Here is a 23,907-nt window from a genome sequence, read left to right as displayed (position 1 = left end):
TCAAGGGCGGGACAGTGCAGCAGCATCAACAATGTGGCCGGCTGCCTCTAATATCTCTTCCGAATTCTGGTAGCGATTGCAGAAGATGCGAATAACGCCACGGGCATCTATTTCAGAAAGGCCAATAGATTCAAGAACATGAGAAGTCTTGATTTGCCCTGAGGTACATGCTGAGCCCGTCGAAAGCGATACGTGGCGCGCGATACGGCCGCAGAGCTCGTCCGCATCGACGCCGAAGAGCTGGATGGACGCCGTGCCTGGAACCGTTGGCGCATCGCCGCTGACACGCCGGAAGCGAAGTTGCCGGTGTTCAAGCGCCTCAAGCAACTGTTCGATCAAGCCGAAGCAGTGCTCTTGGTCGGACGCAAGCCGATGTTTTCCAACCCGAGCTACCGCACCGAAACCTGCAATTAGTGCAACCGGTTCGGTTCCGGGCCTCAGACCGCTTTGCTGGCCCCCACCCAAAGTCAGGGGAAGCGGCTTCGGCGCCGATGCGGCAACATAGAGGGCGCCTACGCCCATCGGGCCATAGCATTTGTGGGCGGAGAGCGTGAGGTAGTCGACATCAAGCTCGACGACGTCGACATCGATCTTGCCGGCGGCCTGCGCTGCATCGCTATGGAAGAGCGCGCCGCTCTCATGCGCCAAGGCAACAGCTTCCTTGACCGGCTGGATGACACCTGTCTCATTGTTGACCATCATCACGGAAGCAAGGAGGAGATCTTCGTCGACGAGCCTCGCAAATTCGGCAAGATCAAGCCGACCGCGACGATCGACGGGAGCAATGCTGACGTCGAACCCTTCGGACTGCAAGGCATGTGCAGGCTCCAAGACAGCCTTATGTTCGATTGCCGAAACGAGGACGCGTTTCCGGTTTGGTTCGAATCTGCGAGCCGCGCGCGCCATGCCCAAAATGGCGAGATTGTTAGCTTCTGTGGCGCCCGACGTGAAGGTGATCTCGCTTGCGGTGGCGCCGATCAGGTCGGCAACCGATTCGCGGCCCTCGGCAATCGTGCGTGCGGCAACCTCGCCTGAAACGTTCGGCGAACCCGCGTTGCCCGGGTGCGCCCAAACGGCAAGCATCGCGTCGCGAGCTTCAGGCGCGAGCGGCAGAGTGGCAAAACCATCGAGATAGATCGGATGCCCCATTTCAAATGTTCCCACTCTGGGCTCGTATTAGATGCCAAAGAGAATCGGACGGTGAGACGAATAGTATACCGAACGAACCACTTGGTCAGAAGGTGATTTGCGAACAACAATGCGAAGTTTTCCGGTCGTTCTCGGATTCCTTTGGCAATCGCCTCTCGCAGTAATGACGCTCACCGGTGGCCTGTGGTTCGGTGTTGCATGGTCACGCAGAGGGTGGAAGATAGCCTCGATCGAGGTATGGCTATTTTTCAGAAGTTCGAATGAAACACGCGTTTAGTCTTGCAAATCGATTGTGGGCCTACCGTACGCGGCTGAAATTTGTCATAGGAGTGGGCGCGCGGCAAGCAAGGCCGGCTGCCCCGCGGGAGCGGAGACGAGCAGGCTCCCCAGACTAGCCCGGGTTATGCTGCCACGGCGACATCGGAGCTGCGAGATGCCCTCCCAAAAGGACTTGTGCTCATGGTAATAGGTCGCTCTGGTTGTCCAGGTTGCTCCAGTTGACAAAGTTGCTCAGCACCCGTATGTTTCTCATCAGAGGAGGTAGGACCATGGCAGACAAAGCGCAAGTAAAAGCATCGTCCGTCACCGCAAAAGCGCGCGGCAGGGGCGTGCTGACAATGTTCACGATGAAGGGCGACCCCATCAAGGCGCTGTCCGGGTTCAAGCTGCCGGCCGGCGCACGCGTAGCGATCATATCCGAAAAGCCGGAATCTGTCAGCGCGATCAGGAAGTCGGTACGCGGTCGCGTGGATCGCGTCACCGAAGTCATCGAGCAAGCCGCACGTCACACCCGGGTCGAGCGCGAGCCGCTGGTGGACAAGTCCGCATTCGAGCCCGATGCACGCAGCCGTGCGATGCTCGAAGGTGTTCGTATCGCGCAGCAGGATCTTCGCGAGGCAGGCGGCGCCTATGACCTCGACGAGGTCCGCACCCTCATGCGCGGCGTCTCCCGGCAAGCGATCGACAAGCGCGTGCAGGACGGGTCATTGCTTGCCGTTCCCGGCCCGAGCAACCGGCGCAGCTACCCCACTTTGCAGTTCAACCGCGACGGCACTGTAGTGCCCGGGCTCAAAGCCATTCGTGAGGCGTTGCGGACCAGCAATTCCTGGACGGTGCTCAATTTCCTTACCCTTCCAGATGTAAGACTGGGCAATCGCAAACCCATTGAGCTGCTCAAATCCGGCCAACTCGATTTCGTGCTTGAAGCCGCGAGGCGGCACGGTAAGCAGGGGGCATGAGTGGGCCAATTCCTCCCGCAGATCTGGACAAGCGCCGGCCCAAGCTAGTGAATCTACGGGCAGGGCAGGAAATTCACCGGTTCTACACCGCCAAGTGGGAGCCGATCTTCTTTGACAGGTCGAGCCAAGGGCGGTTCAATGCTCCCGACGCCTCCTATGGTGTTCTCTATGCGGCAAGAAAGATCCATGGCGCGTTCGCCGAGACGTTTCTAAGAACGCCTGGGCGCACGCTCATCGATACGGATCTCCTTAAGCGGAAGGCCTACGTTCGCCTCCAAATCAAACGAGATCTGAAATTGATCCGGCTCGCCGGGCCTGGTCTCGCTCGCCTTGGGGCAACCGCCGAAATCGCACACGGGGGATTGCCTTATGACGTGCCGCAGGCGTGGTCGATCGCGCTCGCATGGCATCCCGCTGGCGCGGACGGCCTCGCCTTCCATGCTCGGCATGATGATGCCGAACTCTGCTATGCGCTGTTTGAGCGATCGGCCAATGCAATCGCGGAGGCCGCACGCGACGTCGACCTCGATCAGGACTGGTTCTGGCGGATAGCCGAGCGCTATGGGGTGGGCCTCGCGCCATAAGCTGGTCAGTTAGCGAATAGTTCCTTGTAGCCGGTTGTCACCATCCAGTTCGCCCGGTCGAGATGGCTGCGCGCCGCGTTGCGGGCGCGTTCCGGTTCACGCTCCGGGTCGATGCCAAGGATGAGGTCGGCCATTTCCTCGTAGCTGGCGTTGTCAGCGGCAGCATCCAGGAACCGCATGTAGATGGTGAAATGCGCCTTATCGTAAGCCGTCAGGCTGTCCGACCATGGGACATCAGCGGCGACGGGTAGTACATCGGCAGGCATAGGGTGTTGTCTCCTGTTCCTCGAGTAGAATGCGCAGCAAGGAGGCTATTGATGCACATATGCGGTTGTCACTGCTGTGCCCGCCAGGCGGATCCTTGAGCAAAACAGTTGGTGATGGGATCCTTGCTGTTCGGCTGCGGAAAAGACCGCATGTCTCGCCCGTCAACCTTTGTAGCACTGCCGTCAATGCAGGACGGACAAAGTGCTTCTTGCTGTATCATCACGATCCCGGCTATACCGTACTCTGCTAACACCCGCATGACAACCCCAGATTGCGGCTTGGCGCCGCCGTCTGGCTTAATCAGGCCACTTACTGTCCTAAGCGGGCCACAGACTCTTGAGAAGAGCTGAGATGCCGGATACAGCCTGATCCACCTGGATTGCGTACCCAGAATGGGTGTTTCCGGTCGCGGTCTGGCACTCGACATTGTCGAGTGCAGCGGACAAGCCGAAGAAGGAAGCCGCGCCCGCCATGGCCGCAGGCGCCGACTTCTAAGACGTTGAGAAATGCCCCGCTGTCATCTGTGCCAGGCGGGGCATGCCGCACTATAGAATGGAAGTCATGAACATTGACCGGCATTCCAGGGCGTTCATCAAAGCGGGTCGAGTAGAACGCCTGCAATAGCATTGTCCGCAGTGCAATAGCCGACCCCAGCGTCGCCAACGGGCGATCAATACCATGGAGCAGATGCTCCTGCAGCACCAGAGCCTCACATTCCCGTAGCTGAACAACTCACCAGATCAGATCTATGTTCTGCGCAACTTTCCACTTCAAATTATCGTTTTGACAAAGTCGCTGATATTGGGTTTTTGCCTGTCGAGCTGCGACTGATTTACTGTGATAGTTCTGCCGGCTAGATTCTTGGTGCCCGCATGCAATCCCATAATTGGGATGCCGAGCGCGCCCGAAATCACCGAGGCGGTATTGGCATCGTTGATTTCCGCCTGAAACATGCGCCGAAAATCCCGCTGCGAAGAAGGAATTTGTGTGCCGGCTGGGTGAATGGCGAATAAGTTCGGGTTACTCTTCCAGACGTTCCAGATTTCGGCGCCGATCTCATTGACAACAGTTTTAAATGCACCGGCAGCTCCCAAATTCATTTGGGTTAGCCGGTTGCCTACGTAGCTATAGATCCGCGGTATCGACATTCTCCAGCGCTGGGATTCAAGGAAGAACTGCGATTGCGGAGCACCGGCAATGCGGGTTATCCCGTAGAGTAATGCAAGCACAGCCTTAACTGCACGCTTGGACGATCCATCCGCTGAGAATGGAATGATGAGGTTGTCTGAGGCTGACATGGCAAGCTCTGTGTAGACCGTGAAGCTGGGATTGCAGTCGATAAAGACGGTCGAATCTTGCACGCCCCACGAGCGGCGAATATCCGCGATCAGATCAGATATCCAAAAGTGCACGATTCGCCACGCGTCTGCTGGTCCCGGTGTGGTTGCATTCGCGACACGGGAAGCTTGAATTTCAAGCTCCTCATCGCCGACGACCAGATATAGGTTATCTGGAATCGTCTCGTTGAAAGGCCGCACCTTAGACACGTATGAGGCTCCCACATTCGGACTCATATAAGGGCTGAGAATTCGTTCTTCGATGTACCCTGCGATCGTTTTCCGACGCGCCGCAGCCGTAAGGGCAATCTGATCCAAGTGCCTTTCGCCCTCAATGATCCCACCCAGAAGCATACTCGACGAATTCGATTGCGGGCATAGATCGATCACAAGCACCTTCTCATTCGGATGGGTACGTGCGTATTCGGCTGCGATCTGGAAAGTCAGATAGCTCTTTCCGACTCCCCCTTTGTTATTCCAAACTGCATAGACTGACATGAGTGGCGCTCCAGCATGGTTCCGCGTACTCCCTGCCAGAAAATTGCGCTTTACTGTTAAAGTTTTTCAATGCCGAAGGCCGACGTTCACGCGAATTTTGAGAGGTGCAAACCTGCCTAGTGGCCGTTGCGGGAGGGGTGCGACCTTACTGGTAGTGGTCGCCCCAGATCGGGCCATGATATTTTCGAATAGATGAGGGTGCGCCGCGCGCTCCTGTTGAATTCGCCTCCCGAGAACCGGCTTAGCCGCGAGCGGGCATTGTTTCGCAGCAGCGGATGGCGACGACCGGCAATTATTCAATCTCCGTGTTCGACCGCTGCGGCCATCACCTCGCACTCGACTTGGCTCGTCGGCGAGCCGAAGGTCAGCGCCGCGTTTTGTGATGCCGCTCGCAAGGGGCTGACTCCTTTCTAGGTCGGCGGCAGCGTGCCGCATGCTCGCGTCGGTCGCATCCTTCAATCCGCTGCGGCTCTGCGGGCGCCTCCTGCCTCGTTCAGCAAGCCAGCCAGTCCTTTCCATCGCCACCCTACTCCAGGGAAGAGCGCGGGAATTTCCGAGCAGAGAACAGCCCGAGTGAGTGCCCCGAACATTTATTGCAGGTTGCCGCTGTGGAGCACGCGGGTCAGATTGAACAGGACCACCGCATCGAGAAATCCTCAGCCGGGAATATCAGCAAAGCAAGCTGACTGGCTCTTGCGCACGCGCAAGAGCCGACGGTGGACGAAACCCCCGCGGGAACATAGATCGAGCGAAACCTTGCGCAGCTTGCTCTAGGCCCGAAGAATGTCCAGCGAAAGGCGGGGCACCCCCGCCTTTTCGATTACGTGCACTAACGAACGCTCAGGCCGCGCCGTTTTTGCGGTTCCTCTTTGCAGAGGCAGCCTGTTTGATCTGTCCAGGCTTTCTGCCCAGCCCCATGGTCTTGGCCAAAGCAGAACGCGCTGCAGCATAGTTCGGAGCCACCATCGGGTAGTCTGCCGGCAGGCCCCACTTGGCGCGGTATTCGTCAGGCGTGAGGCCATAGTGGGTCGCGAGATGCCGCTTCAGTGACTTGAATTTTTTTCCGTCCTCCAGGCTGATGATGTAGTCGGGCGTGACCGATTTCCTGACGGAAACGGCAGGCAGGCGCGCTTCAGGCTTCGCCACCGGGCCGCCGATCGTGCCTTTTAGTGCGGCATGCACCTGGTCGATCAGGCTCGGAAGTTCGCCAACGGGGACTGGGTTGTTCGAAACATAGGCAGAGACGACGTCGGCGGTAAGCTCGATGAGAGCTTCTGAATTATTCTCGGATTCTTCTGTCATGTGATGCTCCTGATTTTGCGGGTTTTGCGAAGCTCGGCTTCATTAATGAAACCAGCCGCGAAACGCAATGAATGTAGCGCTAGGTCTTCCCACGATATGGTCTTCTCAAAACGTGCCGCAAGCCATGGGCACCGGATGGCGGATCGTCACGCTTGAACCTGCCGGCAGAATGATCGATTGGCGCCTTGGCTATGAGCGGGACAGGTATTTCTAGCAGAACGTTTGTTTCGGCTTGAAGCAGACTTCGAAAATTACTTGGGCTTGGCATCCACAATGCCCTGATCCTGCCACTCTCCATGGGCAAGTGCACCAAAGGAGAAACCTCCAACTAAACATATACACCAACAGAGAGGGGCTCGCCCAATGAGCAGGGTGGCGCGCGCGGACGCGGCTACAGTTTCGTCGGCGACGTTTGCTCCGTTGGAGAACTCCACGTTCCGTGCCGTTTGGCTTGCCGCACAGGTCTCCAGCCTGGGCTGGCTGTTTCAGACGGTTGCGGTTAGCTGGCTGATGGCAACCATCTCCAGCTCAGATGTGATGGTCGCTTTGGTGCAGGCCTCCACGACGCTGCCCGTATTCATTTTGTCGATTTTCGCCGGGGCTATTGCCGACAATTTCAGCCGCCGCAATGTGATGGCGCTTGGCTGGTGCGTGATAGCGTTGTCGTCGATTATGCTGACTGCTCTCGCTGGGCTGGGGTTTTATGATCCGTGGATGATCCTCGCCTTCAGCTGTCTGGCTGGATGCGGCGCTGCCTTTACTGATCCGGCCTGGCATGCCTCTGTTGGTGACATCCTGCGAAAGCGCGAGGTCCCGGCAGCCGTCACGCTGATCTCGGTCGGCTACAATGCCATGCGAAGCATCGGTCCGGCGCTCGGCGGCGTCCTGGTCGCTTCCTTTGGACCACTGACGGCTTTCGCCCTAGCGACGCTGACCTATTTGGCAATGCTGGGGGTCATAGGGCGCTGCAAATGGAGCGGTCGCTCTTCGCCTCTGCCCCGCGAGCCGATGACCACGGCCATCCATGACGGCGCGCGCTTTACGGCACTGTCGGGCGAGATCAAGGCAGCAATCGCGCGTGGATTCCTTTTCGGTCTGACGAGCATCTCGATACTGGCGCTGCTGCCTCTCGTTGCCCGCGATCAGTTGGGAGGCGGACCAGTCGCTTATGGTGTGCTGATGGCCGGGTTTGGCGTGGGTGCGTTGTGCGCAGGCATTTCCAATAACGCGCTGAGACGCTCGCTTTCGCAGGAGCGGCTGACCACACTGGCGTGCATCGCCTGCGCCGCCTGCTGCCTGGCTCTTGCTTTCACGCCTTCCCTGGTGGTGGCGACGATCGCCTTGACATTCGGCGGCGCAGGCTGGGTCGTCACCTGGACGGGACTTGACGTCAGCGTGCAGTTGTCGAGCCCACGGTGGGTCGTTGGTCGCACGCTCTCGATCTACTCTGCGCTGGCGTCAGGCGGTATCGCGGCCGGCAGCTGGCTGTGGGGCCTGGTCGCCGAAAACTATTCGCTCACCTTGGCGTTGGAAAGCTCCGCCGGCGCTCTGCTGTTGGTTGCCGCCACCGGGCTGTTGCTGCCAATCCGTCAATGGAAAGAGTCCGACCAGGATTCTCTTGGCTTCGAAACGCCAGCACTCGCCCTCGACCTGAAGTCGAGAAGCGGTCCGATCGTGGTGAAGATCGAGTACGATATACCGGAAACCAACGTCGAAGCTTTCCTCGACCAGATGCGGGAACGGCGCCGGGTGCAAAGCCGGGTCGGCGCTCGGCACTGGAACCTCCAGCGCGATCTGCAGGAGCCTTCACAGTGGACAGAGACATTCCGCACGCCGACCTGGATGGACTACCTTCGCTTCAACCATCGCCTGACCGCCGCGGACAAGGAACTGGATCAGCGCCTCCTCGAATTGCATGCGGGAGAGGTTCCACCCCGTACCAGGCTCGCTATAGAGCGGCCGACCGGGTCGACTCGTAGGCGGGAGCAGTCGGGAAGCTTCTTTTTTCGACGGTGATCGCATCGACGCGTCGCTGTCATGAACCCGTCGCGCTCGAAGCGCAGCCAAGCCTAGGTTTTCAATTGCTGTCTGAGGTCGCGCTGGCGAGTTGAGTAGCACCTGCGCACCTGAAGGCGCGCATCGGGTGCTCGTGAACCGAGCCCGCTTGTCTTCGCGTCGCTCAGGCGGTCTCGGCCATCCGGCTTCGCCCCCTGGCGCGGGCAGCCCTTGCGGGCTGTGCCGGTCGCCGCCCCAGGGGCGGCGTTGTTTTATGATTTGGCCTTCCCGGCGGCGCGGTGTGGGCGGCTCTCCCTTCTAGGCCCGCCGCGGCGGCCCGCAACCCTTCGCTCGCGCTCCGGGTCCTCCACTTGCGTTCCGGTCCTGCGGATGCCGGCCACCTCTGACGGCGGGCCTTTCCGGTCGTTCTCGCCGCCCACCCCGCTCACATGGGGACTTTGTCGTCAAGGCTGTCTTCGCATATCAACCTCAATGCGTTTTGATCCAAGGTCCGAGCCTGTCGTCTTGGCGCGGTGACAACACCGGTCCAAACTCACATACGGTCGCTGCGCTGTGGCAGCTGCACCAACATCCCGCTTTCGTCGGTAAGGCTCAGGGGAACGCGACCAGTCTTCCGGACGGCATTTATGCCAAGTGGGGTGGGAGGTTCGTTCGCCCTGGATCAGCCGGGAGCGATCAATCCCGGCGGATGGAGAAGAGTACGTTGATCAAGCTGGCTTCATGACCGCGCCCTCAATGACAGCACCATGATGAACATACTTCCACAGCGCGATCAGAAGTTTTCTCGCGAGTGCAATGATGGCCGGCTTGCGGCGCCTGCCACCGTCGAGCGCGACCCGCTCCTGGAACCATTGGGCCAAAGCCGATCGAGGTTGATGCAAAAGCCAGAACCACGACAACTGCACCATCACGGTCCTCAGCCTCGGATTACCTGCCTTCGATACGCCCTGTTCCCGGCTGATCGATCCGCTTTGCCACGGTGTCGGTGTCAGACCGGCATAGGAGGCAAGCTGCCTTCGATTCGCAAATTCGCGATACAGACCCTCGGACCAAAGCACCTCGGCAAAGTCGGCTCCCACGCCGCGCAGTTGCTTGAGCATCGACATTCCACTGGCTACTTTTGATAGGTCGCATTCGTTGCGAGCCACTTCGTCACGTGCTGCCTCCACCTCCTTGATCTGCCGAAGCACGAGCTCGATCCGGTCCAGTGCACGGACAATTTCCGCTTTTAGATGCGACGGCAGTTCACGACCGTCTCCAGTCCTGACTTCTTCCAGTCGAATGCGCCGGTCCCGCTTCAGCGGCTCAAATCCCACGACGCCCTGCGAGAACAAGAGCCCCTTGACGCGGTTCACGATTTTGATCCGCTCAGCGATGAGAGCGCGTCGCTCACGGCTGTTGCGCTTTCGGTCCTCTTCGTCGGGCGATGGCGGAACGACCATGGCGCATACCCGCGGCTCGCCGCGCTTGTAGGCAAGTAGTGCGCGAAGGAGGGTCTCGCCGTCCAGCTTGTCTGTCTTCGCCCGGCGTTTCCTGCGTGACGTGGCGATGGATGCTGCATCAACCACATGGCTTTCAATGTCTTCAAGCTCAAGGATCCGATGTATCCAGAAGCCGTCCAGGCCAGCCTCCTGGATTGCGATCACCGGCACGTCACGGCCTGTTCTGCGGCGAACCGTCGCCTTCAACTGGCGGACAAGGTCCAACAGTCCGGCCGTATCGCCGGCCTTGACGGCGCGCTTTGACATCTTCGCTCCGTTGCACGGCAACAAGCTCGTCACCAACCAGGTCGAGCGACTGAGTTCCAGGGACAAGAAGATAGCCCCGAGCGTCGTATGGACCGCACCGGTTTCATTCTCAGTCACGTTTTCAGTCTTCATGTGTCCTTTCCCTCCAAGTTCTTCATGAGCAATATGCCGGTCAAAGCGAGCTGATCGCAGCTGCGGTCATCGCTTCGCGATGTGGTTCTGATTGTTGCCCGCCTCCGCTCGCGGGGTGGGCGACGCTCCTTTCTAGGCCCGCTGCGGCAGGCCGCAACGTTCGCTCCGCTCACGTCCTCCACTCCGTTTCGGCCCTGCGGGTGCGGCCTGCCTCGTTCAGTGGGCCAAGTCAGTCGCTTTCTGCCGCCCACCCCACTCACGGGGGCAGGCACGCGAGATTGGGATCGAGCGCTGCCTCCACCGCCCCATGGGATCTTCCGGGGAAGGGCGCGGCGAGATTGGCGAGCGGAGATTTGATCATGCGCAAGACCGGCAGACATAGTGCTAGCGGAGAAGTTGGCGGCAAGAGGAGCGTGGCGCTTAAGCGCAGCCTTTATTGCGAGATCACAGACCGCATCATCGCCGATCTGGAGCGGGGTTGCGTGCCATGGGTGAAGCCTTGGGGCAGCGCCAAGGCCAGCCTTGGCCTGCCGAAGAATGCCGCCACGGGGCGCGGCTATTCCGGCATCAACATCCTGATCCTGTGGGGCGCGGTCATCGAACACAGCTATGCCGGCCAGAACTGGCTCACCTTCCGGCAAGCGCTTTCCCTTGGCGGCAATGTCCGCAAAGGCGAGCACGGCACGACCATCGTGCATGCCGATCGCTTCATCCCGAAAAACGAGAAGGAACGCGCCAAGGCGGAAGACACCGAGCCGCAGGCAGTGCCGTTTCTCAAGCGCTTCACCGTCTTCAATGTCGCGCAGTGCGAGGGCCTGCCCGACGGGCTCTACAGCCAGCCCGAGCCGCTGCCCGAACGCCACATCATCCCGCATGCCGAGGCGCTTGTTCGCAAAACCGGTGCCGATATCCGCATCGGCGGCGACCGCGCCTTTTACATGCCGTCTGCCGATTTTGTTCAACTGCCGCCGCAACCTGCATTCTTCGAGCAGATCAACTATTACCGAACCTGCTTCCACGAGCTTGGCCACTGGACCGGGCACCCAACGCGGCTTGCGCGTGACCTCTCCGGCTCGTTCGGCACCAAGGCCTATGCCCGCGAGGAACTGGTGGCAGAGATCACGGCTGCCTTTACCTGCTCGAGCCTCGGCATCGAGCCGACCGTGCGTCACGCCGACTATATCGCCTCATGGCTCGAGGTGCTGCGCGAGGACAACCGCGCCATTTTCCGCGCCGCCAGCCTTGCCTCGAAAGCCGCCGATTTCCTGCTGGCCTTCCAGACGGATGCCGAAACCAAGGTGCGGGAAGGGATCGCGGCATGAGCGCTCCCGATCCCGTTGCGCTGCAGAGCGAGCCGGCGCCGGAAGGCGAGCAGATGCTCGATTTCGGCCGCTCCGAGGAAGCCAAAGGAAGCTTTGCCATGATCCTGATCACCGACGAATTGCGCGCCCGCTTGCTCGCCAATGGTGCCGCCGAAGCCGAAACCGACCATGTTCCGGTCGTCAAATTGTTCAATCCGGTCGGCGCCGCGACTTGGCTTCTGAGCGAACTCGACGCTGACGGCGACACGCTGTTCGGGCTTCGGCCTCGGCTTCCCCGAACTCGGCAGCGTCAGCCTCGCCGAACTGCAAGCCGTCAAGGGACCGCTTGGCCTCGGCATCGAGCGCGATCAATATTTTCGTGCGCGGTTTCCGCTCTCGGTCTACGCGCAAGCCGCCCGTATTGCCGGCCACATTACCGAGGCCGAGCGGCTTTTGCGGCAGGCCGCCGCCGCTCTCGAAATCCCCACTCCCGAGCTTCCGCCAGACCGGGCGGAATGACCCGCGCCGCCAGGCGCAAACATCCCGCCGCTCGGCCTGCGGCCTCGCGGTGGGGCTTTTAAAAGCCCAGACAAAGGAGAAAGACCCATGCAGCTTGCCCATGTTTCCATCGACCAGTTGAGCGTTTCCGCCATCAACATGCGTCATTCAAAGCGCGCGCCAGACATATCCGACATCCTGCCGTCGGTCAGGGCGCGCGGCGTGCTCGTGCCGCTTCTGATCCGACCCAATGGCACGCCGGACAGCTTCGAAATCGTCGCCGGGCGGCGGCGCTATTTCGCAGCCAAAACGGTCGCCGACGAGCGCGGCGAGGCCGAACCGCTGCCCTGCGCCATCATGGAAGAAGGGGACGACGCCGATGCGCTGGAGGCGTCACTCATCGAGAACATCGCCCGCCTCGACCCTGATGAAGTCTCGCAGTGGGAGACCTTTACGCGCCTGATCAAGGAGGGGAGGGGCATCGCCGACATTGCCGCCACCTTCGGCCTCACCGAGCCTCAGGTGAAGCGCATTCTGGCGCTCGGCGACCTGCTGACAAAGATACGCGAAGCCTATCGCCGCGAGGACATCGACACCGAAACGGTGCGCCATCTCACCATGGCGTCCAAGGCGCAGCAGAAGGACTGGCTGGCGCTCTTTTGCGATCCCGAGCAACGTGCCCCGCGCGGCTGGCAATTGAAGCAATGGCTGTTCGGCGGCCAGTCGATCTCGACCAAGGTGGCGCTGTTTCCAATCGAGGACTATCCCGGCCTGATCGTCTCCGACCTGTTCGGCGAGGACAGTTTTTTTGCCGATGCCGACCTCTTCTGGCACAAACAGAACGAGGCGATTGCCGCCAGGCGTGACGCCTATATCGAAGCCGGTTGGAGCGAGGTGGTCGCGCTCGAACCCGGCCAGTATTTCCATTCGTGGGACTACGAAAAGACGCCCAAGAAGAAGGGCGGCAAGGTGATCATCACCGTCTCGCAGCGCGGCGAGGTGGAATGTCATGAGGGCTATCTGTCGCGCAAGGAAGCGCGCCGCGCACGATCCAATGACGAGGCGAGCGAGGAGGCCGACGCACCGGCAAAACCATCACGTCCCGAGTTGAGCGGGCCGATGCAGAACTATGTCGATCTGCACCGTCACGCCGCCGTGCGCACCGCCTTGCTCGACCATCCAGGTGTTGCTCTGCGCTTGATGGTGGCTCACGCCATCGTCGGTTCCAGCCTGTGGACGGTGCGCGTCGAGCCGCAGCGCGCTGCCAACGAAACCGTCGCCGCCAGCGTCGCCGCCTGCACGGCGCAAGCAACCTTTGCCGAGAAGCAGCGCGCGGTTTTGACCTTGCTCGGCTCGATCGACGAGGAGGGTCCGGTAGCCGGAGGAAACAGCGACGACTTCGCGCTGGCCAGCGTTTTCGCCCGTCTGCTGGCACTCCCAGACGACGATGTCCTGCGCGTTCTGGCGCTGGTCATGGCCGAGACGCTCAGCGCCGGCAGCGCGATTGTCGAAGCGCTCGGCAATCATCTTGGCCTCGATATGCGCGGCCATTGGCAGGCCGACGATGCCTTCTTCGAGCTGTTGCGCGACAGGCAAGTCGCCACCGAAATCCTCGCCGATGTCGGCGGCAGGCTCGTCGCCGATGGCAATTCTTCGGAGAAGGTGAAGACGCAAAAGAAGATCATTCGCGACTTCCTTTGCGGCGAGAACGGCAGGCAAAAAGTCGACGGCTGGCTGCCGCGCTGGATGGCATTCCCGGTGTCGGGCTACACCAACCGTGGCGGTTTGCGCACCGCCGATCAGTGGGCGAAGGTCCAGACGCTGTTCGTGTCAAAATGATCCTCGCATGGCGGCGGCGACGTTTTGTGGCGTCGCCGCTCGTGCGCCAACCGGGCAGCATTTATCGCTCGGCAAAGTCTCCTGTAGGCCGCAGCGCCGGTCCGGTTTCAGCCGCGCGCACCGGCCGACGGAATTTCGAAACCACCCGGCCCGGTGGTGGCAATCTGGCGCTTTGTGCCTGGCACGATAGCGCTGGCGCGGCGCTGGATCGTCCGCAAACCTGTCCTCGGCTAACTTCTGCCTGGCAACCGCTACCGCGTCTTCGCGACATCTCCTTTTGCTCGTGCGAGCACCATTCCCCTGCCGCTGGCTTGATGACCTATGGGCGGATCCGGCCCGCCTGAAACCCTCGGCCAGCAGCTTTTTTCCCCGCCGCCTGCGGCGGCTCCTCGCGCCCGCTTCGCTTCAAAAAAGCTGCCCGCTCGGGTCCTGCGCTGCCGCTGCGGCCCTGCGGGTTCAGCCGGCCCAGACGCGCCCATCACGGTCCGCCATCGCAGGGGAATGGTCCCCGGCGACAAGCAAAAGGAGACTTTCAAATGACCGCGATCGGATACGTTACCAAGCAGGACAATGGCAGCTACAAGGGCCAGCTCAAGACGCTCAGCGTCCGCGCCGAGATCGCCATCGTGCCCAACCAGTCAAAGAGCGCCGACACCCATCCCGACTTTAGGGTGCTGACCCAAGGCGTCGAGGTCGGTGCCGGCTGGATCAGGATCGGCGAGGCATCCGGCAAGGACTATGTGAGCCTGTCGATCGCAGCACCGGAGTTCGGCCCGAGAAAACTCTACGCCAATCTCGGCCGCGCCGCCGGCCAGGATGACGACGACACCTTCGCCATCATCTGGAACCCGGCCGACTGATGCAGCAGGCCCCCGCGCCACCGGCGCGGGGGCTCACCCACTCCCAGAGGGGCGGGCATCAGCCGACCTCGCCATGGGCGGCGAGGAATGCGAATTGTGGTGGACTGTAGGCCGGCGTCTCCTCGCCGTCTTCGCCACCTCAACGATGTGCTTGAACGTGTTGCGCGCCCCGACCTGCTGTCGTTAGCCTCAGGCTGGATCGCAGGCGCGATATCCGCGCCGACGCTTGGCACGCTCAAGTTTAATTGACGCGGTGGCCGCGTCGTCTTCGCTATCGAAGGTTTCCACCATCGACTGGCCGTTGCTCCCGATCCGGCCCCAGTTACGGATGACCGATGCTCCGCCGAATAAGGTCGGTTGGATCGCAAGCGCATAGAAACGCCGCATATTCTGCGACGGGTCGATGCGGCGAAGATAAACCGGGCCTGGCTCTTTGTTTTCCATGGCCGGAGTCTCGCCTGCTTCGAAAGCGGGGTCTAACGAGTTCTTTGAATCGAACCGGCCCAACCGATTCATTACGGTCATGGGTCCGCGGCGCGCATTATTTACGCAGTTCTCTTTGCGAAGGGACGGGGGCTCCTCCTATTGGCCTCGCAAACGGCCAAGACGTGACGCGACTTTCAGGAGGCACGACATTGCACGCATAGAGCCCTTCCGATCACCGGGGTCTCAGTGAGCCAGTCAGCCAGCGACCTTTTAGGATTTTGATACTTTACTTTGCACAACCCACCTTGCAATCATGCCGAGTGAGTCTGAGCGGAGGAAAAATCGAGCACAAAAAAACCGGCGCGGAGGCCGGCTTTTCCAGGGAATAGGCTACAGGAGTTGGCGCTCCTGATCTCGCCCGAAGATTTATGTGAGACCGTAGCCCGTCTTTCCCGGCATTGCAAGAGAAATTGCGCTTCCGCGCCACGGCTTTGCACGGCCTGGCGAGAGGAAAGAAATGGATCTCTATTCAACGCTGAGCCTATGGCTCATGAACATCCGGTCATTGGCCGAGCTGGACGATTTTTGCCGCCAGCTCTGGAAGCTCTACGGTGAGGAATCGCTGGGCGAGGACGATGCGGAGCGGCTATGCGAGAAGGCTGACCGACAGCGCGCCACCCTCAAGAAGGGCCGCGCTGGTCGTTGCGCACTGCCTCGCTCTTGTTATCCGCAGCGGTCGCGCAGCGAGCGAAGCCGGCGCGAGGCAGCCCACGGCCCTCGAGATCCTGCGCGGTGGCGGCGCAAGCGGCGCCTTGCCCGCATGCAGGCTGTTCGGCCCGAGTTCGCCGGCGAGTTCACTGAAGGGGAGAGCGCGGCGCTCTACATCGTTATGTCCGATTGCCGGCAGCACGGTAAATGCGACCGATCGGTGAAGGAAATCGGCGATCGGGCCGGGGTCGGGCCGACCACTGTTCGCAATGCGCTGCGCAAAGCCAGCACGCTCGGTCTTCTGCGCGTCACCGAGCGCCGGCAATGGCGAGCCAGGAACCTGACCAATCACATTGTTGTCGTGCATCGGCGTCAGATCGCCTGGATCGCGAAATTTCGGCCCAATCTCGGCCTGAAACTTTATCCGACTGCCTTCAAAAAAGCGGCGTCCACAGGAAGCTCCCGCAATAATCAGAGCGGACGACCATTCGGCAGCCGATTCGACTGGCCGCCGGATGGGCCGAAGCCATTCCCTGGTCACGCATTGCCGACCGGCTGACGCCTTAGTCGCCAAAACACACTTGCCGCGGAACCCCTAAAGGCGGCCCGAGGCTGTTTGAAAAACAGCCCTTGCGATCGGCTGCGCCATATCAGGCCGGTTTATGCTTGCTCTCGGGTTCCTGAAACAAAAAGGTCGCCGGGTCGCGACCGAGCGCATCGCCGACGGCGGCGATCGTATCGACACTGATATTGCCAGCCGCGCGCTCAAGCTTGGTGAAGGTGATCTCCGACACGCCCAGGAGCTCCGCCATTTGATAGCGGACCAGGTTGCGGCGCTTACGCTCGCTGTCGATGATGGCGGCGAGGCGCGCGCGGATCGATTTTTCGGTGAGCTTGTGCGCCCAGGGTTCCAGCTCGGCGCCGCCGACCAGAAGTGTCGCGATCGACACCTCTAGCGCCTGGGCCATCTGCTCGACCGTGCGCAGCGTCACGTTGTTTCGTTTTCTCATGGTGCGGTTGTAGGTGCGGTATGCCAGCCCTTGACCCGGCGACGTCTTGAACAGTTCCGCCATGTGTTGATGGGGAAGCTCTCGCTTCTGGCGCTCGGCTTCGAGGAACCACGCAATATTGTCCCGAAGCGGATTGTTCACCTCGCCCGCTTCGTTTGGCAGCATGAATCTATGTATTCGCACGAACCCGCCTGTTCGGTCTGCCCTTTTCCCGGGTCAAAAACCATAGTAAAGTGTCAAAAACTCTCAGAGGAAAAGAGCCATCACCATGCTCAAATGTCTCGTTGTGGGCGCTGCCGCGATCGCGGGCACCGCGTCTCTTCCGTCCCAAACATTCGCATCCGAGTGGGGCTGTCAGGTCCTGCTTTGTCTGTCGGGTGACTGGCAGGGCACGCCCTCTTGTCATCCGCCGATAGATCGGCTGATCGACGCCCTGGGCTTGCCCGGGTTTTCGTGGCCAACTTGTCCGCAGGCCAATTCGTCCGGCGCTGGCTACGACCCGTACGAGGCGTGCCCGCAGGGGTGGACGCCTTACGCGCCGGCCAGCGACCGCCCGGGGCAAGAGCAGGCCAGCATGTGCCGAATCGCGGCTGGCAATCTCGGTCAGCCTGCCAACTTTAGAGCGCGGCATGGTCAGGCCGACGGAAGTCTGACGGGAACCATCCAACTCGGCGACCGCACCGTGCCGGTCCAACTTACTCATGTCTCCAGCGGAGCACATAACGATCGAACGACCACCTATTACGACATTCAACGACCGTGCCGCGCGAAGCCTTACTACATCGATTACGACGACGCGAACGGGCTGCGGCAGCGCGCCTGGTTCAACCTTAGCAGACCGTAAGCTTGAGTCACCCTGGCTGGCTAAATTAGTTGCACGAAATGAGGGAGTTACCCAGATGAAAAGCGTCAACAGGTTCACCATTCATGGCAATGTCGGGTCGGTCGCGCCGTTCGACAAAAGCACGAGGGTCAACATTGCCACCAATCGCAATTGGCGCGACGAACAGGGCCATGCCAAGGAAGCTACGGATTGGGTCAAGGTGACGGTCCTGGAGGAGACGCAAGCCGCCTGGGTGGCGGAGAACGCCAAGCCCGGCGATGTGGTCTTGGTCGAGGGCCGCATCAGCAACAACTCTTTCAAACGCAACGGCGAAACCGTCTATACGACGGACCTTATCGCGTCGACGTTCAACGTTTTTCCGAAGCCGTAATCATGTTCAATGCGGGGGCCCTTATCATGGCGGCGGCATCCGGAACATTGGTCGGCATAGGCGGCACGCTCGCATTCTATCCGACTCAAGGCCAGCTCTCCGCGGCGATTGCGTCGGAGCCGGCACTGTGTGCGAAACTGGCCGCGTCCGGCTCTGAGATTCCATCGCCGGCCGAGGCTCTAGAAGCTTTCTGGCGAGCAAAGAACACCGATCAAGCGACGCTGCGCATCGGAGAGTGCTCGCTTTCGACGGTGTGCAAGACAGACTGCGGAGCCGGGCCGAAACCAGAGCTTCGCAAGCGGACAATCATTGAGGCTGTACCGCTTGCCAGCCATCGGATCCCCTGGAGAACGCGACCACGCCGTCGCCTTCGTCTTTCCAGGAAGTGCGAAGCTTGTACTTCACGGAACGCCGTGGGACTTGGCGTGCATGCCACCTTCCTGCAGTGATCACCTCGCTAGCGGCCCCGGGTTTATTTGACACGCAATCCGGTCCATCGAAGGATCTTCTTTTGTGTCTCCGCAATTCCCATGCCCAAAGAGCCGGAGCCGGAGCGCGCCCTCAACAGCGCCGTAGGGACGGCGGAGGCCGGAGATGATGGCCCGCTGGCGGTTCCGGCTCTACACAAGCCGTCCGCGCGTGGCGCGGGGCCTGGCCACGGCGCTCACTTGTGTGGGGTGCAATAGACGCCTTGGGATACCAAAAGGACGGCGCCGCCCTTCAATTCCGTCAGCGCGCCGACCCAGGCATCGGAATAGGTGCGACTGGCGTCCACCGCCGTCAGCCAGATGACGCGGTTGTCGGCAAGCTCCACCTTGACCTCGCTTTGGAGAGGGCTTGCCTGCACCGTTTGCTGATAATGCCGCTTGATGCGCACATTGCCGCTCGCAAACTCGATGTTGTTGCTGTCGTAATTGAGCAGGAAAGGTGCATCCCCTTTAACGGCCTTGCAGGAGCCGTCGCGCTCACACACAATTTTCGCGGCCGTCGCGCAATCCCATCGCAACCCCGAGGGCCACATAGGATTGCTACCGGTCCCCTTGGACTGATCACCTGGAGCGGCGGCGCCGACGCTCGCGGCCGCCGCGACGGCCACCAATATCGCCCTAACCATCCGTTTCGCACGCCTTACTGTTCGGCACTATCAAAATCAGCTCGCGCTGGCGCATCATGCCGACGGAGGCAAGCGCGCTGTAATGCGCCAGCGTGGCGGCTGCCGCATCAAGCGCCGCCTCGCAGCCGTCGCGCGTCGAGATCTCGGCCAAAGCTGCCCTGAACATCACTGTCCTGTCCGGTTGATCGCTCATAAATTGACACTACACTTTGGGTTCAGTTATGACAATCGCCGGGCAGGCGGTTGCATAAAAGCGGTTCATCGAGGTCCCCGAGCTATGATCATATCTGCCGCTATCGCCAAAGGTGGCACTGGCAAATCGACCCTGCTGCGCGCTCTCGCCTCGGTCGCCCTCAATCGCGGCTACGCGGTGACACTCATCGACGGCGACGTTCGCCAGAACATGAGCCGGTGGGCTCAGATGCTCAAGGAGGCCGGCAATCATCCCGAGACACTCCAGCTCGTCAGCGCCACGACGCCGCGCGAGATCCTGGAGGCGGCGGAGCTGCATAATGGCGAGCGTAGCGTGGTGCTGATCGACACCGAAGGCACGACCAACGACAACCTCATGGCCGGGCTATTCGCCGCTGACATCGTCGTGGTGCCGATCTTCTTCGCGCTCGACGACGTGACCGCAGCAATCCAGATCACCGATCACTACATTCCGCTTGCGGTCGAAACACGCGGCCGGCCGCTGCCAGCCGTGTTTGTGCTGACAAAACAGACCATCATTGATGCGAAGGCGAGAGCCTTGAGCGAACTGCGCGCAATCATTCAGGCGAACGGCACGCCGATCGCAGACCATGTGCTGCAAAACCGTGTCGCCTATCGCGACCTGCAAAGCGGCCAGACACTCTATAGCCCCAATCAGCCTGACGCGAAGGCGATTGCCGAAAGTGAAGGGGTCTTCGACGATGTCCTCAAGACCTTCACCGAAGCAATCAGGAAGGCCGCATGAACGAGAACAGCACCCCGGACACGCAAGACGACAAAAAGGCTCGGATGATGCGAGCGATCTCCACTGAGCCGCCGGCGCTCCCGAGCATGTTCATCGCTCCGAAATCCGATTCCGCCCCCCAGCCGCTTGCCGCCGCATCTGCGGTGGCAGCGGAGGCTGAAGCTGCGGTCCATCGGCCGGACTTCCGTAAAATGTTGCGACAGGGCCAGAAAAAGGATCCGGTTGCCGGCAGGAAGATCCGCGAAGAGGAAATGGTGCGCTGCGGCTATTACCTTACGGCCGGCGAACAGCGGCAATTCAAGCTGCTTGCGATCAGCAACGGCCACAGCATGACCGAGCTGCTGCGCCAAGCGGTGCAGGACTACATCAAGGCCCATAAGCACAAGCTGCCAAACGATTAGGACAGCCCCGCCCCGGGGCATGTCCCCACAAGGTTCCAGAGAGCGCTGCGGGCCACACGGCCGCGGCCGGGCCATCGATGCTCGGCCCGGCGCAAATCAGCCGTGCTCGCCGGCCTGGGGCGCGTGACTCAGCTTATGCGCCTTACCTAACCCACAAGGGTCCCGCGATTCCCTCGCGCTCACGTTCCCTGCTCGATGCGATTTGTCTCCATGTTAGCATGCTATTTCCGCAGCAAGGCAACATGTTGAGTTAGAGACATGTCGCCAAGTTAGCTTGTCATCAAGTTGATGACACAAGAGTTCTCCGATGAAGCATGTTATCTTGCTAGAATGCGAAGATGATGGCGAATGAAAGATGGATCGCTTGGGAGGGTAGATTGAAGATATTTTGGTAATGTTGGTTTTTGTCTTTGGCAGGATAGCCTTTTTTGTGTTACACACGAAAAAAAACGGCGCGGCCCAAGGGCCTTAGCGCCCGGAAGCGGGCTTGAAGATGAGACCCAACAGTGGCCAAACAGAAGGTCGGAACGCATCGCGGCGCTATGGCGAAGTTCTGCATGTGCGCTTCTCAAGCGTCGAACTGGAGCGGCTGCGCACTATGGCTGATGGGGAGTCGGTGACGGTCAGCGAAGTCGTTCGCCGCCTTGTCCGCACCGAGGCGGGCTTTCTGCCGGCAGCAACAGGGGAGCTGCGACCCGCCATTGAAGAGGCCACCGACCAGCTTCGCCGCGTCGGTGTGAATTTCAATCAGGCGGTCCGCGCGATGAACGAGGGCCGGGTGCCATATGACGAAGACCTCGAGCGCGCCTTGATCGCTGTTGGCGAGCTCGTGCGTCGGTTCCGCGAAGAACTAAAGGCGATGATTGCGCGGCCGCGCAAGCGGAGCGAGGTCAAGCTATGAGCCGTCGCCTTGCCGGATACGCTGCCGACATCGAACGCTATCTGCGCATGCCGGGCGCCAGCGAGTTGGAGGCCCTTGAGGAGGATAAGCATTTGCAAGCGGCCCATCGGGAGACGGCCGATCGTCAAGCGATGAAAATCCGTGCGAGCGGGGTCGCCGCGGCCCCCTCGGCTTCGCCTATGGCGTCAATAGTGAGTGCGAAGCACCCGGTAGCGAGCCCCCGCGCCGCAAAGGCACCGGTTCAATCCTCGGGCCCGGGAGGACCGCTCAGCGCGAAACCACTGTCTGTGGGGACCAGCGGGAGTCTGCCCTCATCCAGCGACGCAAATGGGGCGATAGCGATTTTCGACCTGGCACTCGGCGCTTTCGTCAAGGAAGAGGAAGAAGAATGGCGGCGCCGTGGCGGGGGCGGCGGAAGGTCGGGCGCGCTCCCGTCCGCTCGACACTTCGCCCGGTCGACGCGAGAGGCGAGGGCGGTTGCGGCGCGAGCGGCCTATGCCGCGGGTGCGCAGCCGGCCGTGTTCAAGGTCCTGTCGAGCGCGGCCAATGGCAAGCAAGCCGGCGCCCTGCTCGCCTATATTGGCACACGCGCCAATGAACAGGGCGAGAAGCGCGACATCGAGATCTTCACCGATAGCGGACAGGGGCTTGCCAATGCCCAGGACCGCCGCGGCTTTCTGCACCAATTCACGCAGACATTCGAGCCCCAGCTTGAGAATACGAATTTCATTGAGGTGCGGTTCGAGCTCGCCGGTGACGTCACGGACGATGCGCTTGGCCAGGCGTTGAATGGGGCCTTCGGATCGAAGCCTTTCGTCTATGCGCGCACCGGCAACAGCGTCGCCGTTTATGGCCACACAGGAGAACGCGCCGGACCGCTTGCCAAGGTTCTATCGGCCGGGCGTGCAAATTCGCGCAGCAAAGCGCTCAATAAGATCGAAGCCGGCTTGCGCGAAGCCCTAGGGAGGCCGGTATTCGCGCCACAGCGGAAGTGACGGCGGCTGTCGGCAATGCGCGTAAGGCGCAATATTTTCTGCAAAAATTTATTCGGGCGCACGATCAGGTTCGCCAGGCGAATGGACAGGCGGTTTCCAGCAAACAGCCGACGAAATCGGCGGCGGCGATCTATGAGCAATGGCGGCCACAACTTTCCGGCCGGGAGCGGCGCAATGCCTATCACCTGCTTTTCTCTGCCCGGGCTGGTACGGACGCGCAAGCCATCATGGCGGTCGCGCGGGCCGTGCTCGAGGAGCGCGCGCCCGGGCACAAATTCGTGCTCGCACATCATGCCGAGACGAGGCACGTCCATATCCACGCCATGGTGCAGGCGCGGTCAGCCGACGGCGATCGGCTGACGTTCTACAAGGCGGATCTCCACGCCTGGCGGGAAGCTTACGCGGAGAAGGCGCGAGAACATGGCATAGCGATGGTCGCAACCCGCCGGTACGATCACGCAATGAGCCGACCGTATACGAAGGAACATGCGGGCGCCTACAAGCGCGCGCAGAACGACCCGCGCTACCAGATAAGTGACAAGACAAGCGCGCGCGTGGCGGACAAGCGGCAGGGTCGAATGGACCGCGGATTGCTCGTCGCCAATGGCGGAGCGATCGCCGGCGTGTGGCAGCGGACGGCCGCCGTGATGCGGGCGGCTGGCGTGACCAGCCAGGCCCTGACCGCGGCCGAGGCGATCGGCAAGAATGTCCTCCGGATTCATGCGCACAGGGCAGGCGAGAAGCCGGGCCCTGCCGCCTCCAACGCGCGGACCCCGTCGTTCTTGTCCCATCCCGGCATGAAAGAATTGACCAGGCTGATAGGAGCTACCGAAATGGCGCAGACACCTTTGGAAATGCGGCAGAAGATGGCACGTGTGAACCAGGCGTTGGATCAGATGCGGGACACGCTCCCAAACGATGAGAAACCCAGTTTCGAGCAATACCGCGAGGGCGTGAGCGACAAGATGCACGATCGTCTCGCCCGGCTCCAGTTCGAGCAGCAAAAGGGCGCGGGCGGAGGTGGGAGGCCGCGCCTGAAAGAGATGCGCGCGGCAGCGATTTGCCGGCCCGAGAAGACACGCGTCAGCCCGAGACCTCGGCGCGACATGCCGAAAAGGCGCGGCAACGCGTTCAGCAGCAGAAAGACTTAGCTAAGCAAAAGGGCCGGCAGGCCGACGATCAGGACCGCAAGACACAGCGCAGCCAGGACAACGAATACGAGCGCTAAGCACTTATCTTTCGAAGATGGGCCCGGTTTCGGGAGAAGACATGCTTAATTCAAGCCCTTAGACAAGGCGCCCGAGTCCTTTTCAGGCGCCCTGTTTTATGTGCGGCCACCGCGCGCCGCCAAACCCAATGGCCGGGTCTTTGCCGCCTAAAGTCACCTCTTCTCAGCAGAAACGGAGCTTGT

The 23,907-nt window shown here is 60.9% G+C and carries 23 protein-coding genes and 1 pseudogene; 15 read left to right on the top strand and 9 right to left on the bottom strand.

From position 1 onward, the window contains the following. Complete coding sequence (locus tag EJ069_RS32250; RefSeq protein ID WP_126064555.1) at positions 1–1,149, bottom strand: cysteine desulfurase family protein; 1,149 nt, start codon at positions 1,147–1,149, stop codon at positions 1–3. 548 nt (positions 1,150–1,697) lie between these two features. Here EJ069_RS32250 and EJ069_RS32245 point away from each other — a divergent pair. Both EJ069_RS32245 and EJ069_RS32240 read left to right on the top strand, forming a co-directional pair. Next, positions 1,698–2,387: a hypothetical protein gene (locus EJ069_RS32245; protein WP_245456388.1), complete on the top strand. Its 690-nt coding sequence runs from the start codon at positions 1,698–1,700 to the stop codon at positions 2,385–2,387. Beyond that, entirely contained in the window at positions 2,384–2,971 is a 588-nt protein-coding gene (locus EJ069_RS32240; RefSeq protein ID WP_126064554.1) for an RES family NAD+ phosphorylase, read from the top strand. The genes EJ069_RS32245 and EJ069_RS32240 overlap by 4 nt, the downstream gene beginning before the upstream one ends. A gap of 5 nt (positions 2,972–2,976) precedes the next feature. Here the strand turns inward: EJ069_RS32240 and EJ069_RS32235 are convergent, their stop codons facing one another. The 3 genes from EJ069_RS32235 to EJ069_RS32225 form a co-directional block, all read right to left on the bottom strand. Further along, entirely contained in the window at positions 2,977–3,237 is a 261-nt protein-coding gene (locus EJ069_RS32235; protein ID WP_126064553.1) for a DUF2285 domain-containing protein, read from the bottom strand. 771 nt (positions 3,238–4,008) lie between these two features. Beyond that, the gene (locus EJ069_RS32230) at positions 4,009–5,073 is read right to left on the bottom strand and encodes a ParA family protein (protein WP_126064552.1); all 1,065 of its coding nucleotides are present in this window, start codon (positions 5,071–5,073) and stop codon (positions 4,009–4,011) included. An 840-nt stretch (positions 5,074–5,913) separates the two neighbouring features. Beyond that, entirely contained in the window at positions 5,914–6,375 is a 462-nt protein-coding gene (locus EJ069_RS32225) for a MucR family transcriptional regulator (RefSeq protein ID WP_126064551.1), read from the bottom strand. A 363-nt stretch (positions 6,376–6,738) separates the two neighbouring features. Between EJ069_RS32225 and EJ069_RS32220 the strand changes: the two genes are divergently transcribed. Further along, the gene (locus EJ069_RS32220) at positions 6,739–8,391 is read left to right on the top strand and encodes an MFS transporter (RefSeq protein ID WP_126064550.1); all 1,653 of its coding nucleotides are present in this window, start codon (positions 6,739–6,741) and stop codon (positions 8,389–8,391) included. Positions 8,392–9,098: 707 nt separating this feature from the next. On the opposite strand, the gene EJ069_RS32215 is transcribed toward EJ069_RS32220, so the two are convergent. Then, complete coding sequence (locus tag EJ069_RS32215) at positions 9,099–10,271, bottom strand: IS110 family transposase (RefSeq protein WP_189476104.1); 1,173 nt, start codon at positions 10,269–10,271, stop codon at positions 9,099–9,101. Positions 10,272–10,630: 359 nt separating this feature from the next. On the opposite strand from EJ069_RS32215, the gene EJ069_RS32210 reads away from it, so the two are divergent. The 4 genes and pseudogenes from EJ069_RS32210 to EJ069_RS32195 all read left to right on the top strand — a co-directional run bounded on the left by EJ069_RS32210 (position 10,631) and on the right by EJ069_RS32195 (position 14,769). Then, on the top strand, positions 10,631–11,593 hold the full coding sequence (locus EJ069_RS32210; RefSeq protein WP_126064549.1) for a zincin-like metallopeptidase domain-containing protein: 963 nt from the start codon (positions 10,631–10,633) through the stop codon (positions 11,591–11,593). Between the two features lie 98 nt (positions 11,594–11,691). Beyond that, positions 11,692–12,091, top strand: a pseudogene (locus tag EJ069_RS32205) (DUF2958 domain-containing protein). An 87-nt stretch (positions 12,092–12,178) separates the two neighbouring features. Continuing rightward, a complete protein-coding gene (locus EJ069_RS32200) occupies positions 12,179–13,909 on the top strand; it encodes a ParB/RepB/Spo0J family partition protein (RefSeq protein WP_126064548.1) in 1,731 nt (576 codons plus the stop codon). Positions 13,910–14,445: 536 nt separating this feature from the next. Then, positions 14,446–14,769 (top strand): DUF736 domain-containing protein, encoded by a 324-nt coding sequence (locus tag EJ069_RS32195; protein ID WP_126064547.1) that lies wholly within the window; start codon positions 14,446–14,448, stop codon positions 14,767–14,769. A gap of 189 nt (positions 14,770–14,958) precedes the next feature. Here the strand turns inward: EJ069_RS32195 and EJ069_RS32190 are convergent, their stop codons facing one another. Then, positions 14,959–15,213, bottom strand: coding sequence for a WGR domain-containing protein (locus tag EJ069_RS32190; protein ID WP_126064546.1), 255 nt, complete (start codon positions 15,211–15,213; stop codon positions 14,959–14,961). 499 nt (positions 15,214–15,712) lie between these two features. On the opposite strand from EJ069_RS32190, the gene EJ069_RS32185 reads away from it, so the two are divergent. Continuing rightward, positions 15,713–16,462 carry a hypothetical protein gene (locus EJ069_RS32185; RefSeq protein ID WP_126064545.1) on the top strand — a complete coding sequence of 250 codons (750 nt, stop codon included), beginning with the start codon at positions 15,713–15,715 and terminating at the stop codon, positions 16,460–16,462. A gap of 91 nt (positions 16,463–16,553) precedes the next feature. Here EJ069_RS32185 and EJ069_RS32180 read toward each other — a convergent pair whose 3' ends face one another. Then, on the bottom strand, positions 16,554–17,078 hold the full coding sequence (locus tag EJ069_RS32180) for a helix-turn-helix transcriptional regulator (RefSeq protein WP_126064544.1): 525 nt from the start codon (positions 17,076–17,078) through the stop codon (positions 16,554–16,556). A 103-nt stretch (positions 17,079–17,181) separates the two neighbouring features. Between EJ069_RS32180 and EJ069_RS32175 the strand changes: the two genes are divergently transcribed. Together EJ069_RS32175 and EJ069_RS32170 are read left to right on the top strand one after the other, a co-directional pair. After that, positions 17,182–17,757: a hypothetical protein gene (locus tag EJ069_RS32175; protein WP_245456387.1), complete on the top strand. Its 576-nt coding sequence runs from the start codon at positions 17,182–17,184 to the stop codon at positions 17,755–17,757. 55 nt (positions 17,758–17,812) lie between these two features. Then, positions 17,813–18,127, top strand: coding sequence for a single-stranded DNA-binding protein (locus EJ069_RS32170; RefSeq protein ID WP_126064542.1), 315 nt, complete (start codon positions 17,813–17,815; stop codon positions 18,125–18,127). 664 nt (positions 18,128–18,791) lie between these two features. Here the strand turns inward: EJ069_RS32170 and EJ069_RS32165 are convergent. After that, positions 18,792–19,223: a hypothetical protein gene (locus EJ069_RS32165; protein ID WP_245456386.1), complete on the bottom strand. Its 432-nt coding sequence runs from the start codon at positions 19,221–19,223 to the stop codon at positions 18,792–18,794. A 10-nt stretch (positions 19,224–19,233) separates the two neighbouring features. Next, positions 19,234–19,434 carry a hypothetical protein gene (locus EJ069_RS32975; RefSeq protein WP_189476101.1) on the bottom strand — a complete coding sequence of 67 codons (201 nt, stop codon included), beginning with the start codon at positions 19,432–19,434 and terminating at the stop codon, positions 19,234–19,236. Positions 19,435–19,518: 84 nt separating this feature from the next. Between EJ069_RS32975 and EJ069_RS32160 the strand changes: the two genes are divergently transcribed. From EJ069_RS32160 to EJ069_RS32140, 5 genes are all read left to right on the top strand, one after another. Next, the gene (locus tag EJ069_RS32160; RefSeq protein ID WP_189476099.1) at positions 19,519–20,199 is read left to right on the top strand and encodes a ParA family protein; all 681 of its coding nucleotides are present in this window, start codon (positions 19,519–19,521) and stop codon (positions 20,197–20,199) included. Beyond that, positions 20,196–20,600, top strand: a complete 405-nt coding sequence (locus EJ069_RS32155; RefSeq protein WP_126064540.1) for a hypothetical protein — start codon at positions 20,196–20,198, stop codon at positions 20,598–20,600. Before EJ069_RS32160 ends, EJ069_RS32155 begins: the two co-directional genes overlap by 4 nt. Positions 20,601–21,087: 487 nt before the next feature. After that, positions 21,088–21,501 (top strand): hypothetical protein, encoded by a 414-nt coding sequence (locus tag EJ069_RS32150; RefSeq protein WP_126064539.1) that lies wholly within the window; start codon positions 21,088–21,090, stop codon positions 21,499–21,501. Then, a complete protein-coding gene (locus EJ069_RS32145; RefSeq protein WP_126064538.1) occupies positions 21,498–22,496 on the top strand; it encodes a hypothetical protein in 999 nt (332 codons plus the stop codon). Before EJ069_RS32150 ends, EJ069_RS32145 begins: the two co-directional genes overlap by 4 nt. Next, positions 22,493–23,647: a relaxase/mobilization nuclease domain-containing protein gene (locus EJ069_RS32140; RefSeq protein ID WP_189476096.1), complete on the top strand. Its 1,155-nt coding sequence runs from the start codon at positions 22,493–22,495 to the stop codon at positions 23,645–23,647. Before EJ069_RS32145 ends, EJ069_RS32140 begins: the two co-directional genes overlap by 4 nt. The last annotated feature ends 260 nt before the right edge of the window (positions 23,648–23,907 follow it).

Origin of the sequence: Mesorhizobium sp. M2A.F.Ca.ET.043.05.1.1 (assembly GCF_003952445.1) — a bacterium.
Taxonomy (GTDB): Bacteria; Pseudomonadota; Alphaproteobacteria; order Rhizobiales; family Rhizobiaceae; genus Mesorhizobium.
Note: the sequence above shows the minus strand (reverse complement) of the source record. Positions and strands in the feature narration are given on the sequence as shown.

Excerpts from the sequence above, each read along its gene's own strand:
- EJ069_RS32210 (WP_126064549.1), top strand. The coding sequence starts at position 10,631 with ATGCGCAAGACCGGCAGACATAGTGCTAGCGGAGAAGTTGGCGGCAAG.
- EJ069_RS32160 (WP_189476099.1), top strand. The coding sequence starts at position 19,519 with ATGATCATATCTGCCGCTATCGCCAAAGGTGGCACTGGCAAATCGACC.
- EJ069_RS32245 (WP_245456388.1), top strand. The coding sequence starts at position 1,698 with ATGGCAGACAAAGCGCAAGTAAAAGCATCGTCCGTCACCGCAAAAGCG.
- EJ069_RS32155 (WP_126064540.1), top strand. The coding sequence starts at position 20,196 with ATGAACGAGAACAGCACCCCGGACACGCAAGACGACAAAAAGGCTCGG.
- EJ069_RS32975 (WP_189476101.1), bottom strand. The coding sequence starts at position 19,434 with ATGAGCGATCAACCGGACAGGACAGTGATGTTCAGGGCAGCTTTGGCC.
- EJ069_RS32225 (WP_126064551.1), bottom strand. The coding sequence starts at position 6,375 with ATGACAGAAGAATCCGAGAATAATTCAGAAGCTCTCATCGAGCTTACC.
- EJ069_RS32190 (WP_126064546.1), bottom strand. The coding sequence starts at position 15,213 with ATGGAAAACAAAGAGCCAGGCCCGGTTTATCTTCGCCGCATCGACCCG.
- EJ069_RS32240 (WP_126064554.1), top strand. The coding sequence starts at position 2,384 with ATGAGTGGGCCAATTCCTCCCGCAGATCTGGACAAGCGCCGGCCCAAG.
- EJ069_RS32145 (WP_126064538.1), top strand. The coding sequence starts at position 21,498 with ATGAGCCGTCGCCTTGCCGGATACGCTGCCGACATCGAACGCTATCTG.
- EJ069_RS32195 (WP_126064547.1), top strand. The coding sequence starts at position 14,446 with ATGACCGCGATCGGATACGTTACCAAGCAGGACAATGGCAGCTACAAG.
- EJ069_RS32175 (WP_245456387.1), top strand. The coding sequence starts at position 17,182 with ATGCTCAAATGTCTCGTTGTGGGCGCTGCCGCGATCGCGGGCACCGCG.
- EJ069_RS32185 (WP_126064545.1), top strand. The coding sequence starts at position 15,713 with ATGGATCTCTATTCAACGCTGAGCCTATGGCTCATGAACATCCGGTCA.
- EJ069_RS32200 (WP_126064548.1), top strand. The coding sequence starts at position 12,179 with ATGCAGCTTGCCCATGTTTCCATCGACCAGTTGAGCGTTTCCGCCATC.
- EJ069_RS32220 (WP_126064550.1), top strand. The coding sequence starts at position 6,739 with ATGAGCAGGGTGGCGCGCGCGGACGCGGCTACAGTTTCGTCGGCGACG.
- EJ069_RS32230 (WP_126064552.1), bottom strand. The coding sequence starts at position 5,073 with ATGTCAGTCTATGCAGTTTGGAATAACAAAGGGGGAGTCGGAAAGAGC.
- EJ069_RS32235 (WP_126064553.1), bottom strand. The coding sequence starts at position 3,237 with ATGCCTGCCGATGTACTACCCGTCGCCGCTGATGTCCCATGGTCGGAC.
- EJ069_RS32170 (WP_126064542.1), top strand. The coding sequence starts at position 17,813 with ATGAAAAGCGTCAACAGGTTCACCATTCATGGCAATGTCGGGTCGGTC.
- EJ069_RS32250 (WP_126064555.1), bottom strand. The coding sequence starts at position 1,149 with ATGGGGCATCCGATCTATCTCGATGGTTTTGCCACTCTGCCGCTCGCG.
- EJ069_RS32215 (WP_189476104.1), bottom strand. The coding sequence starts at position 10,271 with ATGAAGACTGAAAACGTGACTGAGAATGAAACCGGTGCGGTCCATACG.
- EJ069_RS32180 (WP_126064544.1), bottom strand. The coding sequence starts at position 17,078 with ATGCTGCCAAACGAAGCGGGCGAGGTGAACAATCCGCTTCGGGACAAT.